Source organism: Bacillus cereus group sp. N21 (assembly GCF_016483395.1).
GTDB lineage: Bacteria > Bacillota > Bacilli > Bacillales > Bacillaceae_G > Bacillus_A > Bacillus_A pseudomycoides.
The window spans coordinates 1-15,851 of sequence record NZ_JAEHBX010000087.1 but is presented as its reverse complement, the minus strand read 5'-3'; the positions used below and the strand labels follow the sequence as shown (position 1 = coordinate 15,851).

Here is a 15,851-nt window from a genome sequence, read left to right as displayed (position 1 = left end):
GAGTCTACGGCTGTCAGTGCTAGCCTACTAGTGTTATATAGAGGGTTATTCATTGTAGTGAGGTTATTCTGAAAACGGGAAGCTGTGGAGCTTGCGTTATTAAGAGTCCCTATAGTTTGGTAGATACTCACTAGAGCCATTCTATTAGAGTTAATAGCTTGATCGTTTGCCGCCTTCTGAGCTGCTCCTAACTCATTGATTCTAGCTATCATGTCATCTACAGAACCTGTATAAGAGCCTGCAGACTGCATTAATTCAAAATATCCGTATTGAGCCTCTATTTGAGCCTCCCTAGCTCCAGACATACCTGCTTTCATTTGAGTCTGATAAGCTTTCATTTCGTTCATCATTCCCTGGTGAGCAGCAGAAACTTGAGTGTATCCTCTTGTTATGTCACTATTCATACGAGTAAACTCAGAGCCGAACGTACGTGTCATTTCACTAGTAGTACTGTTCATTCCGTTTCCTATACGGCTAATTTCGTTATTTATTTGAGTGACTTCATTTGAGGTAATATTGCTAAGCCTATCTATCTCGGATTGATATTCATTTCTGATCTGAGCGGCTATTTGTTGTATATTGGCTCCAATTCGTATAAGCTCCCCGTTAACCTCTGAAACTTCTCCTCTTACATCTCCGTCAAGAGGGTTAAAGCCACTATCAAAGTTTGAACGTGCCTGCTGCCCTATAGATACCATATTGATTCCTATAGAGCTGAGCAATTCGTTTACATTGTTTACATTCGAACCTACATTACTCCCTAGATTATTAATCTCAGAATTAAAAGCTTGTCGAATAGTTCGACCTACAGAGCTCATATTCGAACCCATTCTACCTAGCTCTCTATTGATTCTCTCAACATCGCTACGTATATTAGAATTGTCTATTCGGGCATCTATCTTTACACTTCCGTCAGCCATGTATATTCACGCTCCTTAGTTGTCTAATTTAAAGAGTCTCCAGGAGCACTGCTACGAGGTCTTAATTCTCTGTAAGTTTAATAGCCTTGTTCTCTTGAGCTAGTTGCTTGCGTGCTTCCTTGTAACGTCTCATGCGGTCCTCGTAAGCTTTCAACTCTCTAGCCTCCCTCATAGCCTTCGCTTGAGGCAGCTCATAAAAGGCTTTTTTCTTCTTAATATCCTTCACCTGATCCGCATTGTCTTTAGTCTTCTTAGGAACTTCACAAGTGCGGTACTTAATAGCAGTCTTCATAGGTGTCTCTTCTGACAAGTTATTGAATAGAGCTAAGAACTCGTTCCAGAGTAGCTTTCCTTGCTGCTCGATTAGATTAATTTTGTAGTCAAACAAAAAGGACGAGAAAATCCGTTCAGCGTCTATAGTAAAATCAACTATAGGAACCTCTTGAAATGTCTCGTCCTCTTCAGCTACATCTGTGGAGTTATCTTTATTGGTCATCTCATTGACTCTCTCTGTATTCTCTAAGTCAATATTAAGCTTAGCTTTGAAGATATCAGCGAGAAGTTTATTCTGCTGACTTCCGTTAAGTTGAGTTAGTAAGCTACGTTCTACTACAAGCATATTGAGGGCTATTAGCGGTTTACTCTTATCAGATACCTTTTTATCATCAAATAGTTGCAGCATAACGAGGATGTTATCAAAAGAGAGGTTCAGCTCAATAGCTACGCCTCCCCAAGTCATTACATCTACATTACGCTCTGTGAGTGAGAAATTAGGTCTCATAAGTAATTACCTTACTTCTTAGTTTGAGTTAAGTATGCATCCAGGTTATTTCCTGATTTAGCTCGTAGTTCTTCCTCTACAATCTTAGTTAAGTAGTCGATTAAGCTAACTAAATTCATAAGAGAGCGTCCTGCTTTCTCATACAGCTCCTCGAATGTATCTTCTCCTAAGAATAGTTCGATAGCTTCACTCATAAGCTCACGTTGCTGTAAGTTCATAGCACGTAGAACATCTGGAGAAGCTTCACGGAAATCAATTGCTTCATTTTGTAGCTCCTTAGCTTTCTTCTCATAAGATACAAAGCCCTCTTGATACTTTAACATTGACTCATCATCGAAGTTCACCTTGTATAGTGTTCCTGCTACATCAATCTCTTTGTAAGTTTTCTCGAAAGTAAATTGTAAAGTTGTCATTATGGTTATCTCCCTTTGGTTTTATATTTGTCCCCGTCGAGACAGTTTTTAATTTATTCGAATAAGTTAAAAGCATATTTCGTACTATTTTTTGTTGACAAAAATAAAGATATAAATGAGCTATCATTGATGAGGGAACCTATAAAAGCTCCCTCTCAATGTAATTGATAGCATGAACGGAAGTGAAATGCAGAGGATTAAGCGGAAGCTTTCTCTGTTAACTCTGGAGCTCCGTCAAAAGCAATGTTGAACTCAATTTCCCCTTTAGAGTTTGCATCTCCACCAGGAGCTTTGATTTCTGAGATAGTCGCAGGACCTTCCCACTTATCCCCACCAGGCTCAGTCACACGGAAATCAGTCTTACGAGCATCACCAATTTGGTTAATTTTCTTAAGGATGAAATCTTGAGCTTCATCACCATAAGAACGATGACCTTCGAAGCCATAGCTCATCATAAAACCTACTACTGAACGCTCAGAGGCTCCGCCACCGTCGTAATAGTAATCTTCTTCTACTTCCTCGTTATTGTCTGGATCTACGGAAGTAATCCCTTTAGCGATAACCGCCCACTTAGGAGTAGCCTTCGTTCCTGTATTGATCTCAAATTTATAAAGATGGTTCAATAGATATGCCATTATGCATTCTCCTTATCGTTTATTCGCCTTCGTATAGTTCAGCGCTAAAAAGCGCGGTATATATAAACTCGTTTACTGCTGTCTTCTCAACGAAATTAGGCTCCACATACACATTTAATCGCCTTAGTGTATAGGAGCCATCAATAGCGTTAAAAACACGCCTGTGAACGTTATTTAGTTCTCTTGTAATAAACTCCATTGTGTTGTTTACTTCCAGTTGATTACTACTTTTTGCGAGAATTTGAATTTGTTTGTTGATGATTTCACCTTCGTAATATTGCTCTCCTAGTGCTGACGGAATCATTCTAATAGCAATACTTTTTCGCGGTGTATCATTTACTCCTATATCCAATAAATCGGCTTTTATAGGAGCAAATAGGATATTCGGCTGCAAAGTAGTGGTTAAATGCTTCTTGACCGATTCAATTAGCCATATCATGTTTGTCCTCCTATAAGTTCCGTTTAATCTCGTTTTCTACGATTCTTGCCCAATCCATTACATGTCTAGCTTTTGCTTCTTCAAACCATAAGCCTCTCGCGTTAGGATTCACGTCTTTAGAGAAGTTGTATTGCGGATTGTAATACACTCTTCTTGCATATGGAGTATTCCATTCAATATGACCTTCTCCAGGCCTACTAAAACGAATAGACGAACGTTCTAATTCACCTGTATCTTTTGGTATATAAAAGTTACTGTCTTTTAACACCTGTTGATCTAATGCAAATTGTGCTTTTTCAGTAGCTTCAATGACTTTACCCTCAATTGCAGGTGTATCAATTCTAATGTTTAATCGAATCATACGAGCACCACCTCCACATGATGAAGAGTGCTTCTATCATAAAAGTCACTGACTTTGCTAACGGTCATTTCTTTTCCGTTGAATATGACTTTTGACTTTTCTTTGAAAGTAACAGATGTTGAATGTACTGCATCATGAAATAACAGTGTTTGCATAACAGTACTATCGCCATTACCATTAGATACAAATGTCTTTTTAGGTTCAATTCGAACCCTTTCAATCGTTACAGCAGGTTCGTAGTTATCACTACCACCCCAAGTATCATCCTCACCCTTATATTCTAAATACTCGACTGTATGGATTAATAATGAACGTCTAATTGGTTTAGCCATGTACACACACACCTGCATATAACAACCCAGTGGGTTTAAGAAATTTAGGTACTGAGATTGCATACTGAGCATAGAAATTAGGAGCACCATTCGTCCCTACACTCATACCGTTTTCAGAATAAGCGCCCACAGAAAAACCACCGCCACCTTCACTTACAGTTGCGGAAGTCTCTCCATTAATCGCTAAAAACTCAACTTGTGCAGCAGTAGCTTTCTTTACCTGCTTCTTAATAAAAGGCGCCAACTTATCAAAGTCAACGCCTTCCAACTTGTAATTTATAACATGGTCAATTTGGTCACTAGCACGAGAAATCAACCGATCTAATAACGCTACATCAGATACTGGAGTACCTCTGTATTCGTTATTGTAGTAATCTACATCGATATACGGCATGTGATCACCTACTTCTCTGCTGGTTCACTCTTCTTCAGCTTAGAGTTTTCAGCTTTTAGTTTGCTATTTTCGGATTTTAACTTTTCGTTTTCTGCTACTAATTCATCCTTTTCAGCTAAAATATTATTAAATTCAGCCAACGAAACATTTCGTCCGCCTGTAGCTCGAGTGATGATTGTGCCATCTTCGTTAATCTGATCATATCCATCTAATAGGTAACTATCTAAGCGTCCCTCATCGATATTTAATGTTTTATTTAATCTTTTTACTTTTACAACGTTGCTCATTTACATTCTCCTTTCATAAGAAAAGAGAGAACCATCAAGGCCTCTCTTAAGCTCCTTCAATATTAAATTTAATGCCGTCTACTTTCTTCTGAATAGCGAATACATCCCAGTATTTACGCTCATAGTACAGGTATTTCCCTCCTGTAGCTGCTGTTGGTTCATCTAAGTCTACAAACTCATATTTCTGTGGAGAAATAACAGCAGCAGGATGTACTAGAATCATATTGATTTGTTTTGCTGCTGCATCTGGAACTGCGCCATTTGTGAAGTTATAAGCTGTCTTCATACGAGAAGAAGATACAACTTTAATTGACACATCTTCAAGAGAATAGATGCTACGATTCACACTTCCTTTATTCGTACCTACATCTAAACTACGTTGAATCTCTTTCGCTTGTTTAAGTAATTTATTCACTTGTGGAGTCACATAAAGGATACGGCCTTCTTGTGGCACCTCAGCGTCATCCATTTCCATCATGAAATCATCGTAAAGGCTTAATACATTTTCTACAGTTGGCGCAGTTGTATTTGCAGTTTTACCATTTGTAGTGAACTCAGAATACAGCTTTGAAGCCATATATTTATCCATCTCAGGAATTTTTTGTTCATCGTTAAATACTCGCGTAATATTTGCAATCGATAATGCCATATTTGTTTCGTTGATATCCTGTGGATCTACTAAAGTCTTAAACTCACGATCATGAGCAATTGTTTTTGGTTCCCAATCATTATCTGCACGACGAGTGTAGTTACCAACAACATCACGGTCAACATCAACAAATCCACCTACTGTAATACGTGGGATTTGAATTGTTTTCGCATCTACCCATTTGATGTTCTGGTTATTCGGTGTATTGTACAGTTCAAAGAAGCTTAACCCCTTTGAAAATTTTTGTTGTAGTGCTTGTTGATAATCCGTTGCATAATTTTTCGTCATATATGATTCACTCCTATTTTTGTTTTAATTAAGACTTAAATGCTTCTGCCCATTGCTCAGCTAGTGAAGGTGTTTTCGTTTGATGTTGACCATTCGAAAACGTTGGTTTTGGATTTCCTTGTGGTTCTTCCGCTACACTTTTAAAATGCGGAAACTCTTCTACTACCATTTCGATAGCCTTGGTAATATCTACATCTTCACTAACTTTTGTTTTTGCTAGAGTAATAACTGCATTTAAGCTCTTTTCTTCTTTAATGTCCGCCTTTAGTGCAGCTATCTGCGCTTGAGAATTAAAAAGAGACTCATCCTTTTCTTTAAGTTGAGTCTCTAAACTTGTTAATTTCTCATTATTTTTTTCTTGCTCTGTTTTCTGCGATTCCTGGTATTCCTTCCAACCATTCACCGTTTGTTTCAACTGATCTAAATTCTCTACACCAAGTTTCTTCAAGAATGCTGCTTCTTGCTTCTGTTTCGCTTCGTCCATCTGCTCTTGTGTAAAAGTAGTAGGCTGTTGTGCAGGTGGTTCTTGATTCGCTGGTGGTGTAGTTTCTGGTGTCGCTACATTTGGTTCACCTCCTTCCGGTGCAGCTGGTGGATTGTCTCCTCCTTCAGAGAAGAATTGCATTCCTTTTACTCGTAATCTAAATGGTTTTAACATATTAAAGAGCCCCTTTCTCTGTAAGTTCGCATTGCAAACGATATCCTTCTAGCTCCCAAATCTTATTCACAATTCGTCCCTTACAACATTCGATACCAATTTTCACATTATAATTAGCAGGATCTACGCATGCACTTGATTCAGTTAAGATAAATCCATTCGGAAGTTTCGCGACAACTACAGTACATTTGCCATGAAACTCTTCTACTGTCCAATGTGTTCTTTCTAAAATGCTATTAATATCTTCTTGTGTCACTGTGTTTTTCATTATTCAACAACCTCCCAATCTTCCGCTAAAGCATCAGAAGTACTAGGTGACCATGTAGCAACATCATTTTGGGCAGTTTTCAATGCAAGGTATGCACGATATGGTACGTTTTCCCCACCGAACGATTCTTTCATGATATCTGTAGCTGGCGGATATGATGCAGCAGGCACATAATAAATGAACATACCTTTACCATTCCAACCTTTACGTGAGATTTTATTACCTTTTTTAACTGCTTCAATCGCTTGACCAAAATTCACATTAATTCCTCCTATACAATTTGTTCTCGGTTATATTGACGCTTGCGCTTAGTCTGATTGATGAATTCCCTCATGTCAGATTGTCGTTGCGAAACCTTATTCTTCGCTTCCTTCACGCCTTCTGCATCGCCTAACGCTTCCATAACCTTTACTTCCTTCTTAGCCTTTCTAATCTGCCGTTCTAGATGTCTTTGCTGTTGACTTTCCTTATATACTCTAGAATTCTCTGCATCGTCATACGGTTCATAACGCTTTGTTGATTTGCCTTGGATGAAAGGGTAGATAATATGCCGGCAATTGACCCCTAATAGCCCTGCCGGTTCACCATATGATGTACTGGAGAATGGATGGTATCGTTTACTTTTACCATCTTTAGAAAAGATACGGCCTTGAAATGGAGCACAGCGAGGTCTTGCGCCAATGTGTGAACTAACTTCTATGAGATCTACATCATACTCATCCATACGGGTCATTTGCATCTCATTCGCTACATTTTGGCTAACAGAACGACTTATCATGTTAACGTACCCTTCTGTACTCCACCGTTTTCCTGCCTTGTCAATCAAAGCAGGGATTCCACGTTGAGTCCAATCGGAAACAGCTTGTCTTAGTGCCTGTTGTGCCGTTATGACACCACCAAGAACCTTACCTACTGTTTTATTTAAAATGTCTAAATAAACCTGTTGAGACTGTTTGAGTATAGTGGTATTCACAAGATTGAATGTTTCTAAAGCTTGCCGCTCATAAGCATTAAGGATTCCTATTAGCGCAGCACTTGTATACATCGCTGGCGCGGCAACTAAACTCCCTGCTTGCACCGCTTCTAAATACATCGCTTCATGTTGTTCCACTGCTGTAAATCCCGCAGCTTCTAACATCTTTCGTACTTCCTCAGCCGTTTTACCGCTATAACGCGCAATAGTATTCATCTGCTGCTGATTTAACTTACCGAGCTTATTCAACTGAACTACGCGCCAATGCTGATATTCTGTGAAATCCTCAGCAGTTAATAGCAGTTCCATGTCATACTTGAGAACTCTGGCCATATTTAAAAGCAACTCTTCTTCGATCGCATTGTAGATATCCACTACAAACATAGAGAGTTGTTGTAATTTCTCAGGAGGCAGTGCCATGATTATTCAGCTCCTGGATCATTATTTTGTTTCTGTTGCTTCCCTTCCAATCCAAAGAAATCAACGTTTTCAGGAAGGGCCATTCTATTCTCTTCCGTTATTTCTTCTACGATTTTCTTCGCTTCCTCTTCAGAAACACCGTGTATCTTCATAATGGCTAGCTTTTTAGTTGTTAAACCATTCATAACAAGCGTAATTTGCTTATTAATCTCTGCTGTTTGATCCTCTGCTATAGAGTCATCAAAGGTAACAGTAACTTCATAGGTATCAGTACTCTCAAACTCATCATACAGAGCAGCAATGTCGATAATGATATCTACTAAATCACGAATACCATCTTCAATAATGGTTTCATGCGACTGCTTCGTCCTAAACGTCTTGGAGTTTTCGCTTACAACCTCTGTTGCAGTCTTAACTCCTTGCCCATCAAAGCTAAAAGTACCAGCTGAAAGCCCAACTTGGGATGACAGATAGTTCAATAAAGCATTAATAGCAGCTGCGTGTTCTTCCACACGCAACTCAACTGAAATGTCTTGTATTTTATCCACGTTATCGCCTAGCTGGAACGCTTGATACACTTCATCATTTGCATCAAAATATCGTAACATTGATCCAGTTAGTGGATCTGCAACTGTCTTAATCGCCATATCAGGAACGATAATTCGTTTCTTCCCTAAAACAAACTCACGTTGGAAGCTATCAAACGCAATATCGAGCGATTTAAGAGTTCCTAATGCGTTAGCGTATATAGAAATACCGAGCGGTGAACTCATATCAAAGTTGTTAGCTGTATTCGGTTTGAAATACACAAACATCGGTTTAGATAAGTTCTCAATACGTACTTCTTCTTCCAGATCAGGATATAGAGTAGATAACGGAACCTTTACACCTAAGTCACCTTGATTTTTACTCTCGTACAGCTCATTTCTGATAACGTATTCGCTACCTTCAATTAGATGCCATTCAAGCAGTGTGTATTTCTTATCGCCTTTTGATATTTCATTTACAAATACACCTTCAGTAATATGTTTGTTATCCCAAGCTACAGGAATGAAGCAGTCTGCTGTAACGTAAGAAAGCTTAATTCCATTGTCCCAATACACTTTAATGACCATGCCACCTAAAGCGAAGTTGTACTCTAGATACCTTTGAAACTCTTTAATGAAGTTATTTTCATCAAGAACATTTTTGATATCATCAGATAATGTTTTATCTGATATGTTAATTGAACATTTTTCATTAAAAATAAGAGCAGCCATTTCCTGTGATATAACTTTTGCCATGTTAAGCGATGCCATTATCCTATTCTTCTGTCCATCGAGCGTGTGATACTTAACATTGTGCCATTCATCATAATGGCCACTGTACAAAGCTTTCCACATATCAATATGTTTGTAGGATTCCTCGTTAACAGGTATGTCTTTTTTATCAGATATCTTCTTAACACCGCGTATTAAGTTCAACTTATACATCCACCTCCTTACCGTATCGACGATAGTTTTAAACATGTTTTCACCGCCTTATTTTACGTATCGTTTATAGAAGTAATTGTTACTATAACGTGCCTCATCTAAGGCGTGGTTATAAGCATCTATTGGCTCTCCGTTATCTAAACGGACATACATACCGATTTCTTTTAAGAAATTATAGTGATCGTATTCATCACACTCAACAAGCAAGAATTGTTCATTGGTAATGGAATTTTGAAGTCTTTCAATCCCAACTTCTTTCCCTTTACTTGCTCCCTTTACATCATGGGCGTTATTATCAGCTGTTCTCGTTTGAATACCAATCAAGTGTAATTCTTCTCTCAAAGACTTACATGCAGGATCCACGTATACATCTGTATAGTGCATTTCAAACTTCTTAACGCACCATTCAATGAACTTCTTAATCTCTTTTGCATAAGTGGACATCGCTTTAACTTGCCCGGTGTCTTTACCGCTGTGATAGTAGTTAGCAACGCGTAGTAGTCTAAACTTATCCTCATACCTAATGACTATATTGCAGCTGCATGAAGTGGCATCATTCTGACCACCGTCTGTCATAAAGTACATCTCATATCTTTGCCCAATAACAGCAGGGATTATGTTCTTCTTCATATCAAACATTGAATAGATAACGCCCTGCGGCATTACCCTTCTACCAAACCAATCTCGTTCCAGTAAATAAGGATTCTTTGAAAGAATATCGTGTATTTCCTGCTTCCTTTTCTCAGTAAGAATCGGATTATCATCAGGAGTCCAATGAGTCCAACGTGTATTTTGCACATCAAACACTTCTGAAATAACCGGATGGTTAGGAGCAGGAGGGTTTAAATCTGCTAAATGGTAACGGTCCTGCGCTGCGAAAGTACGACGGAAGCATTCTTGAATCATGCCCATATTAAGCAGATTAATCTCACAGAATACTACACTACCAAGTGACATACCCGTTATGGCGCCGACACTATTACTCTTACCAGCACCCTTATAATAGACACGTTTGATTCCATTCGGAGTGTGTATTTCTAAATGCGAACCGCGCTCATCATGTTTGATGTCTGCTAAATTCCCAAATATATTTTGTAATCCAGTACCATCACCATCAATGAACAGTCGGTGTGCTTGCTCTTGGTTATATGCTACGATCAAATGATTTGTATCCCTTGCCCACGTCAAATAATCAGCATAGCGAAAGTGCCCTGCTGTTGTCTTCCCCGATCTGGGCGTACCCTCGAGTACATCAAATGTGTAATTATATGGCCGATAGATAACCTCTAACTGTTTAGGGGAAAACTTAATTGCTGTTTTGCTCATATTGTTTACGCCCTTCTATTAATGCATCGAGTAATGAAGTATCTTTCTTTTGACCTTTGAGCAGTTTAATTCTTTCTTCAATAAATTCTGTTTCTGCCCTCATCTTACTTAACTGTGCTTGCAGCTTTTCTCGCTCTAATTTCGATTTATCAATACGAGTTTCAATTTTAGAAATCATATCAAGTGCTTTGTTAATAGCATCCGTGTAAAAGTCATCCCTTAGCGTATATGAATAAGCACCATCGCCCGATACTGCCATTCCTTTTAAGCGATGCTCCTTCTGATCTTGCATTAACTTAGCTAACTTAAAGCGAGCAACCTGTAATTCTTGCTCTTGCCCTTCAATATCCTGAGACAAGTCAAATAGCACTCTATCTTCATCAGACAAGTGTTCATAAACAACAGTAGCGTATAAACCATGCGTCACAGCGTTCTTATTATTAGCAGGAGCACCATGACCAACAGCATTTTTATTACCATACTTAGGATTCTTGTTACCAGGATTACCTACCGCATTTTGATTTCCCTTCAACGCAGTAGATAACTTTTGTGAAGTACTACGTTTCTTTTGTGCAGTACTACATTCATTTTCATTTGCAGTACTACAATCAGAACCATTCAATTTAACTACCCATTTATCTCTAGATTTCCATGAGGAAATTGTTTTTTCTTGTTCCTGAAGAATCTCAGCAATCTTTCGATTTGTGATTTCTCCATTGTGTTCTTTAAACACTTCAAACGCTTTATCTCTGTTCGGGCTTCTTGCTTTAGCCACGACCACCACCTCGCGATAGACTCTATTAGTTTTTTATGTTTAAGCTTTTAAAAAATCATCAATTGTTTTATCTAACACACTAATAAAAGCCTCTCGCGTTTGCTTCGGTGTCATATCATCACTTATTTCATTATGCATAGCTACTGCCTTTTCTAGTTTCTGCTGATCAATGTGTTGTTTTGCTAAATCCATACCGATAACGTTATTTATTAACTGACCGATAATAACGGTTTGTTCTTGTTCAGTTAGTTTCATTTGTCTAACTCCTCCTCATGCTAAATGCTTTATAAAATAAAAAAGCAGCTGTTATGCTACTTTAGTTGTTTCTCATCCCTCAAAGAAATGATATTCGTATTGTCCATTGGTACCATCTTTAACAGCTATAATCTTAGCCAACTTGAACTTAACCGCACCATCATTATAGTAAACTTCAATTGATACGTCATACTGCAACCAAAGAGCATCATAATACTTTTTGATTTTCTCGTTGCTCCTTACAGTGAAACCAGCTACAGGACCGTTATCCCAATATGATGTTTTTACTTGTATAAAAGAAAGCTCTTCACCATCAACAATGATCTTATCAATGTCTTTTGTTATATTCACGGTATCACTCCTTTACTCCACAATACCACAAAATAAAAAGCAGCGAATTCGCTACTTAATAACATGCTCCATATTGTCATCGACTACATTACCGTTTTCATCAGTAATCTTTTCAGCAAAGTATTCATCTGTATCAGCTTCAAAGAAGTTCTTTGCTTCTTCGTATGTTTCGAATTCTTCCTCGTATTTTTTGTGATATCTCCAATAATGAACAATAAACATCTCTCAATCACCTCAAAAGAATCTTATTTTAAAAAATCCGTAACGAAAACTAATTTATACAGGGAAATGAATAATATACACAGAAAAACTACCGATAACATGCATTATGTTAATAAGGTAAACGGGAAATACCGCAGTATCAGTGTTTTCTTAAATGTCGATGTATACGAGGTATTCATAATTTTATACATTGGCTTAAAATCGCCATTTTCAGCACCCAAACACCGTTATTTCCTGCATAAACTTCACTTTGTTAACTATCTCTATTTTCGTTCGTTGTGTTCGTTTGTTTCGTTAGGATTACTTATCCAATCACTCGGTAATCATTTACCTTCTTTTTGTTCCTTGAAACACTTATTACATAAATCTTCATCATGTTTACCAACATTAGTCTCCATAACAGACATCCATTTTCCGCATGCGTAACATTTATCCATCTCAATCTCTCCTTACTTACCCAACAGATAATCTACCCATTCAACCTCTTTATTCAATTCCTCATCAGACATCTTCTCTAATTCTTTAAGGGTGTAATTTTCTCCAAACTCTTTTCCACCCTCAATGACGAATCGAATCATTTCTTCTCTAGTCATATCCTTACCCCTAATCCTTATTAATCAAGATAATTGCAGGACCATCAACAACAATCCCACCAACCTCTATCTTCTCATAAGGCTCTACATCAATTGTTGTAATCCCTTCACGCTTCTCTAACTCTTCACTTAAATCTTTCGTTGAAACGTTCTTTAAGTTCATCCCCTCATCCCTTATCATCATTTATCAATTCATTTCCCCAATCCGATAACCAAAATAAATCACCAGTAGAGTAACAAGTGTACCTATGAAGTATCCCGTAAGACCTCCTAACCAAAACATCCCATCACTTCCTCTTACTTATTGAAATAACCTTCAATATCACTTAACTGTACTGTTCCATCCTCTTCAACCATCTGTTTAATGTCTTCTAAATAGATATCTCGTGCATATTCTTCTTGATTCTCACGAGCTCTATCGATAATAGTTTGTGCTGAATAAAATGGTTTACTTAATCCAGCAAGTTCACTATATACAGTTGGCACTTGATCTAATAGGTATTTATAATCACTTAATTCACGTTTTACCTTATCTTCATCTAAGTTACCTTGTTCATCTGTAACACGCTTCTTCCAAAAATCTTCAAATACTTGTTTGTAATCATTTGCTTTCATTATCTCCATCTCTCCTCTTCAAAATAAAATAAGACGCCATACCGATAACAGCAGCGCCTAGGATAATTGCTATTAGTTTAATCATTGTTCTCCGCAATCAAATGCTCAATTCCTTTTACGCCTTTATCATCAACATGCATGTCCACTCTTCTTAGAATCTGTATTACATCATCTAACGTTTGAATCTTATTTGGATCAATTTTATATCTATGTGATTGGAGTACTAGTGGTTTAGATTTAATAATTTCGCCAAACATCTTTTATTCAAAACTACTCATCATTCATCATCCTCCTATTCAAATGCCCATTTTATACAAAATAAAAGAGCACCCACAATTGTTAGGTGCTCTGATATATAAAGTGGTGTCACCACATACTGTAATATATGCTTGTCCTGTTCAAATCGTGCATAAAAAGAGAGCATCCACATCAGTAGATGCCCAAACGTGTAGGAGTTTTCAATGAGTATTGAATAGGACCTGAGAGAGGTTGTCCTACACTACATCATATGCTTGTCTATCTCAAAAGGTGCAAATAAAAGAACTCTATACATAGGGATAGAGCTCTTTATGCGAGTAATGGTGTATTTATGTTGACCTGATATTGTATGTCGAGAACTTCCTTATGTGCAAACGAAAGAGAGCACTCCCCCAGCAAGTGCTCTCTCGTGAAAACCGATGGGGTAACATGTCGGAAACCGTTCTGTATCATTATATGATGTTCAATCCTAACTATACCTAATACAACCTTTAAAGATGCTTATTATGTAATTTCTATATAACAACGAAAAAAGCACCCGTTATGGATGCCTTTCAACTCTTTATGATATATTTTTAGCAAATTCAAAAACGAACGTTTTTATAAAACCGAACGAAATTTCTCCGCCTTTTTCTTTAATCTTTTCTATCAGTTTACTCCACACTGTTTCATTTTTTATCTTATCTAAAAAATCATGACCTTCCGGAGTGAGCGAACTAAACATGCAAACAGGGAAATTATCACCATACTGAATATTATTTTTTACCAATCCAGCTTCCTCTAATAATTTCAGATGATTTGCCGCGTTTATTCTATCAATACCTTCTGGAATATCTAATTCTATTCCATCATCTGTTTGTTCTTCAATTAACAATAATAGTTTTTTAACTAATTCCATATCTCTTTTCATATTAACCCCTCCTAATTGCATTATAACAAACAAAAAGCCATCACCGAAAGGTAACAGCTCTGTAGAGGGGAAGAGAGATAACAAATGGCAATAAGTATCTCTTTAAGCCAACTGGTACTCTAGGTACTCTCGGGCTTCTCCCAATCACCATCGACACCATATCAGATTATATTACTTATATGTGTATAGTGACTGAGAGAAGAGCAAGAGTCTTCTCTTTTTAAGTCCGTAGACACCATTTTCAACCCATGAAAATGATTTGTATCAAGACGTATAATTTATTCCGCGCCTTGCGTGAGCTAACGCGTTTTCAAGGGGACGGAGGGGATGGTTCCGCCGCATTAGCTCAAACAAAGAGCGAAAGCTCTCTGCTTATCGAAAATTCGTGAGTAATCGATAAAAGTGCAATGCCGTTCAAATCGACGAAGATTTTGTTCTTGTACTACAGTTTTTGAAATGTGCGATTCATTCAATCATAGAACCATCACCCATTCCTTTTTCAAATGTAGAAAACATGAAACGACATGACGCAAGACGGTGGTCGTGTGCACCTCTCACTAATAATAGTGTACCACCTTTAAATCAAGAACAGTGTTGCACAGATGTAGCATGATTGTAGCATTTGTTCATTTTACTACTTACTCGTCTAATGTGTTGATAGCTATAACCTAACTCACTAGCAATCTGCTTTAAATTAAATCCCATCACATCACGCAAATATATAATTTGTTGTTCTAGCCCTTTCTTTTTACTCATAACAAACTGTGCTTCTCCCAGTAATACCTTCTTATCTGCAATTCGTTCTTTTAGTCTTTCTGATTTGTCCATAATACGATCATGACGTCCTGCAATCTCATCTAACGCTAAAGGAATCTGTCCACCTGTCACACGATCTTTGCTGTAATCAGTTACCCCATTAAACTTAGGAGCATTCATATGCATATTTTTAATCAAGTATTTGTGCTCTAATTTCAAATCCTTTAATTCAATCTCCATTAATTCGATTTCTTCGCCTAAGTTTTGATAAATGTTTGTCATGGTAAATCCTCCTATTTCAATTTTGTTATTTTAATTCACATCAGGTATGTGAAATTTTAATACCTATCTTCTGAATAAGGGAACGATAACTACAATACAGCCCCCACCACACTGTTAGTCATGGTTCCGTTATCCATTTACACCGCTAATTCATCGACATATCGTAAATAATCAACTGGTGCTCTTTCCGTCTGATCTACTAAGTATCCATAAATATC

25 protein-coding genes and 2 pseudogenes are annotated in these 15,851 nt (G+C 37.6%); all 27 read right to left on the bottom strand.

Annotated features, from left to right (window positions below):
• Nucleotides 1–920: pseudogene (locus JDS96_RS27085) on the bottom strand (carbamoyl-phosphate synthase); the annotation flags it as partial.
• Between the two features lie 61 nt (nt 921–981).
• On the bottom strand, nt 982–1,701 hold the full coding sequence (locus JDS96_RS27080; RefSeq protein ID WP_199668638.1) for a Gp15 family bacteriophage protein: 720 nt from the start codon (nt 1,699–1,701) through the stop codon (nt 982–984).
• An 11-nt stretch (nt 1,702–1,712) separates the two neighbouring features.
• Nucleotides 1,713–2,114: a hypothetical protein gene (locus JDS96_RS27075; protein ID WP_199668637.1), complete on the bottom strand. Its 402-nt coding sequence runs from the start codon at nt 2,112–2,114 to the stop codon at nt 1,713–1,715.
• A gap of 197 nt (nt 2,115–2,311) precedes the next feature.
• Nucleotides 2,312–2,749: a phage tail tube protein gene (locus JDS96_RS27070; protein WP_199668636.1), complete on the bottom strand. Its 438-nt coding sequence runs from the start codon at nt 2,747–2,749 to the stop codon at nt 2,312–2,314.
• Nucleotides 2,750–2,768: 19 nt separating this feature from the next.
• On the bottom strand, nt 2,769–3,188 hold the full coding sequence (locus tag JDS96_RS27065) for a phage tail terminator protein (protein ID WP_199668635.1): 420 nt from the start codon (nt 3,186–3,188) through the stop codon (nt 2,769–2,771).
• A 10-nt stretch (nt 3,189–3,198) separates the two neighbouring features.
• Nucleotides 3,199–3,549: a minor capsid protein gene (locus JDS96_RS27060; RefSeq protein ID WP_199668634.1), complete on the bottom strand. Its 351-nt coding sequence runs from the start codon at nt 3,547–3,549 to the stop codon at nt 3,199–3,201.
• Entirely contained in the window at nt 3,546–3,881 is a 336-nt protein-coding gene (locus tag JDS96_RS27055) for a putative minor capsid protein (RefSeq protein ID WP_199668633.1), read from the bottom strand. Before JDS96_RS27055 ends, JDS96_RS27060 begins: the two co-directional genes overlap by 4 nt.
• A complete protein-coding gene (locus JDS96_RS27050) occupies nt 3,874–4,275 on the bottom strand; it encodes a head-tail connector protein (protein ID WP_199668632.1) in 402 nt (133 codons plus the stop codon). Before JDS96_RS27050 ends, JDS96_RS27055 begins: the two co-directional genes overlap by 8 nt.
• 8 nt (nt 4,276–4,283) lie before the next feature.
• Nucleotides 4,284–4,562, bottom strand: coding sequence for a hypothetical protein (locus JDS96_RS27045; RefSeq protein WP_199668631.1), 279 nt, complete (start codon nt 4,560–4,562; stop codon nt 4,284–4,286).
• A gap of 46 nt (nt 4,563–4,608) precedes the next feature.
• Nucleotides 4,609–5,499, bottom strand: a complete 891-nt coding sequence (locus tag JDS96_RS27040; RefSeq protein ID WP_199668630.1) for a capsid protein — start codon at nt 5,497–5,499, stop codon at nt 4,609–4,611.
• 28 nt (nt 5,500–5,527) lie between these two features.
• A complete protein-coding gene (locus tag JDS96_RS27035) occupies nt 5,528–6,157 on the bottom strand; it encodes a hypothetical protein (RefSeq protein ID WP_199668629.1) in 630 nt (209 codons plus the stop codon).
• Nucleotide 6,158: 1 nt separating this feature from the next.
• Nucleotides 6,159–6,425, bottom strand: coding sequence for a Gp49 family protein (locus tag JDS96_RS27030; protein ID WP_199668628.1), 267 nt, complete (start codon nt 6,423–6,425; stop codon nt 6,159–6,161).
• Complete coding sequence (locus JDS96_RS27025; protein WP_199668627.1) at nt 6,425–6,685, bottom strand: DUF2829 domain-containing protein; 261 nt, start codon at nt 6,683–6,685, stop codon at nt 6,425–6,427. The genes JDS96_RS27030 and JDS96_RS27025 overlap by 1 nt, the downstream gene beginning before the upstream one ends.
• A gap of 11 nt (nt 6,686–6,696) precedes the next feature.
• Complete coding sequence (locus JDS96_RS27020; protein ID WP_199668626.1) at nt 6,697–7,818, bottom strand: phage minor capsid protein; 1,122 nt, start codon at nt 7,816–7,818, stop codon at nt 6,697–6,699.
• Nucleotides 7,819–7,820: 2 nt separating this feature from the next.
• Nucleotides 7,821–9,326: a phage portal protein gene (locus JDS96_RS27015; RefSeq protein WP_199668625.1), complete on the bottom strand. Its 1,506-nt coding sequence runs from the start codon at nt 9,324–9,326 to the stop codon at nt 7,821–7,823.
• A 12-nt stretch (nt 9,327–9,338) separates the two neighbouring features.
• On the bottom strand, nt 9,339–10,616 hold the full coding sequence (locus JDS96_RS27010) for a PBSX family phage terminase large subunit (RefSeq protein WP_199668624.1): 1,278 nt from the start codon (nt 10,614–10,616) through the stop codon (nt 9,339–9,341).
• The gene (gene terS, locus JDS96_RS27005) at nt 10,597–11,391 is read right to left on the bottom strand and encodes a phage terminase small subunit (RefSeq protein ID WP_199668623.1); all 795 of its coding nucleotides are present in this window, start codon (nt 11,389–11,391) and stop codon (nt 10,597–10,599) included. The genes JDS96_RS27010 and terS overlap by 20 nt, the downstream gene beginning before the upstream one ends.
• Nucleotides 11,392–11,430: 39 nt before the next feature.
• The gene (locus JDS96_RS27000) at nt 11,431–11,646 is read right to left on the bottom strand and encodes a hypothetical protein (RefSeq protein WP_199668622.1); all 216 of its coding nucleotides are present in this window, start codon (nt 11,644–11,646) and stop codon (nt 11,431–11,433) included.
• A 72-nt stretch (nt 11,647–11,718) separates the two neighbouring features.
• Nucleotides 11,719–11,997, bottom strand: coding sequence for a hypothetical protein (locus JDS96_RS26995; RefSeq protein ID WP_199668621.1), 279 nt, complete (start codon nt 11,995–11,997; stop codon nt 11,719–11,721).
• 51 nt (nt 11,998–12,048) lie between these two features.
• Nucleotides 12,049–12,219 (bottom strand): hypothetical protein, encoded by a 171-nt coding sequence (locus JDS96_RS26990; protein WP_199668620.1) that lies wholly within the window; start codon nt 12,217–12,219, stop codon nt 12,049–12,051.
• 449 nt (nt 12,220–12,668) lie between these two features.
• Nucleotides 12,669–12,812: a hypothetical protein gene (locus JDS96_RS26985; protein WP_199668619.1), complete on the bottom strand. Its 144-nt coding sequence runs from the start codon at nt 12,810–12,812 to the stop codon at nt 12,669–12,671.
• Nucleotides 12,813–12,822: 10 nt separating this feature from the next.
• Complete coding sequence (locus tag JDS96_RS26980) at nt 12,823–12,975, bottom strand: BC1881 family protein (RefSeq protein WP_199668618.1); 153 nt, start codon at nt 12,973–12,975, stop codon at nt 12,823–12,825.
• Nucleotides 12,976–13,109: 134 nt separating this feature from the next.
• Nucleotides 13,110–13,427 carry a hypothetical protein gene (locus tag JDS96_RS26975; protein ID WP_199668617.1) on the bottom strand — a complete coding sequence of 106 codons (318 nt, stop codon included), beginning with the start codon at nt 13,425–13,427 and terminating at the stop codon, nt 13,110–13,112.
• A gap of 77 nt (nt 13,428–13,504) precedes the next feature.
• Nucleotides 13,505–13,684 carry a hypothetical protein gene (locus JDS96_RS26970; protein ID WP_199668616.1) on the bottom strand — a complete coding sequence of 60 codons (180 nt, stop codon included), beginning with the start codon at nt 13,682–13,684 and terminating at the stop codon, nt 13,505–13,507.
• Nucleotides 13,685–14,247: 563 nt separating this feature from the next.
• Nucleotides 14,248–14,595 carry a DUF2513 domain-containing protein gene (locus JDS96_RS26965; protein ID WP_199668615.1) on the bottom strand — a complete coding sequence of 116 codons (348 nt, stop codon included), beginning with the start codon at nt 14,593–14,595 and terminating at the stop codon, nt 14,248–14,250.
• A 582-nt stretch (nt 14,596–15,177) separates the two neighbouring features.
• Nucleotides 15,178–15,633, bottom strand: coding sequence for an RNA polymerase sigma factor sigma-70 region 4 domain-containing protein (locus JDS96_RS26960; protein WP_199668614.1), 456 nt, complete (start codon nt 15,631–15,633; stop codon nt 15,178–15,180).
• A gap of 137 nt (nt 15,634–15,770) precedes the next feature.
• Nucleotides 15,771–15,851, bottom strand: a pseudogene (locus JDS96_RS32520) (Holliday junction resolvase RecU); the annotation flags it as partial.

Bases quoted from the DNA above. Each gene is read 5' to 3' on its own strand.
- JDS96_RS27030 (WP_199668628.1), bottom strand. From the start codon at position 6,425: ATGAAAAACACAGTGACACAAGAAGATATTAATAGCATTTTAGAAAGA.
- JDS96_RS27040 (WP_199668630.1), bottom strand. From the start codon at position 5,499: ATGACGAAAAATTATGCAACGGATTATCAACAAGCACTACAACAAAAA.
- JDS96_RS26970 (WP_199668616.1), bottom strand. From the start codon at position 13,684: ATGTTTGGCGAAATTATTAAATCTAAACCACTAGTACTCCAATCACAT.
- JDS96_RS27070 (WP_199668636.1), bottom strand. From the start codon at position 2,749: ATGGCATATCTATTGAACCATCTTTATAAATTTGAGATCAATACAGGA.
- JDS96_RS27000 (WP_199668622.1), bottom strand. From the start codon at position 11,646: ATGAAACTAACTGAACAAGAACAAACCGTTATTATCGGTCAGTTAATA.
- JDS96_RS26965 (WP_199668615.1), bottom strand. From the start codon at position 14,595: ATGAAAAGAGATATGGAATTAGTTAAAAAACTATTATTGTTAATTGAA.
- JDS96_RS27075 (WP_199668637.1), bottom strand. From the start codon at position 2,114: ATGACAACTTTACAATTTACTTTCGAGAAAACTTACAAAGAGATTGAT.
- JDS96_RS26985 (WP_199668619.1), bottom strand. From the start codon at position 12,812: ATGACTAGAGAAGAAATGATTCGATTCGTCATTGAGGGTGGAAAAGAG.
- JDS96_RS27060 (WP_199668634.1), bottom strand. From the start codon at position 3,549: ATGATTCGATTAAACATTAGAATTGATACACCTGCAATTGAGGGTAAA.
- JDS96_RS27020 (WP_199668626.1), bottom strand. From the start codon at position 7,818: ATGGCACTGCCTCCTGAGAAATTACAACAACTCTCTATGTTTGTAGTG.
- JDS96_RS27045 (WP_199668631.1), bottom strand. From the start codon at position 4,562: ATGAGCAACGTTGTAAAAGTAAAAAGATTAAATAAAACATTAAATATC.
- JDS96_RS27050 (WP_199668632.1), bottom strand. From the start codon at position 4,275: ATGCCGTATATCGATGTAGATTACTACAATAACGAATACAGAGGTACT.
- JDS96_RS27015 (WP_199668625.1), bottom strand. From the start codon at position 9,326: ATGTTTAAAACTATCGTCGATACGGTAAGGAGGTGGATGTATAAGTTG.
- JDS96_RS27010 (WP_199668624.1), bottom strand. From the start codon at position 10,616: ATGAGCAAAACAGCAATTAAGTTTTCCCCTAAACAGTTAGAGGTTATC.
- JDS96_RS26980 (WP_199668618.1), bottom strand. From the start codon at position 12,975: ATGAACTTAAAGAACGTTTCAACGAAAGATTTAAGTGAAGAGTTAGAG.
- JDS96_RS26960 (WP_199668614.1), bottom strand. From the start codon at position 15,633: ATGACAAACATTTATCAAAACTTAGGCGAAGAAATCGAATTAATGGAG.
- JDS96_RS27080 (WP_199668638.1), bottom strand. From the start codon at position 1,701: ATGAGACCTAATTTCTCACTCACAGAGCGTAATGTAGATGTAATGACT.
- JDS96_RS27065 (WP_199668635.1), bottom strand. From the start codon at position 3,188: ATGATATGGCTAATTGAATCGGTCAAGAAGCATTTAACCACTACTTTG.
- JDS96_RS26990 (WP_199668620.1), bottom strand. From the start codon at position 12,219: ATGTTTATTGTTCATTATTGGAGATATCACAAAAAATACGAGGAAGAA.
- JDS96_RS27035 (WP_199668629.1), bottom strand. From the start codon at position 6,157: ATGTTAAAACCATTTAGATTACGAGTAAAAGGAATGCAATTCTTCTCT.
- JDS96_RS26975 (WP_199668617.1), bottom strand. From the start codon at position 13,427: ATGAAAGCAAATGATTACAAACAAGTATTTGAAGATTTTTGGAAGAAG.
- JDS96_RS27055 (WP_199668633.1), bottom strand. From the start codon at position 3,881: ATGGCTAAACCAATTAGACGTTCATTATTAATCCATACAGTCGAGTAT.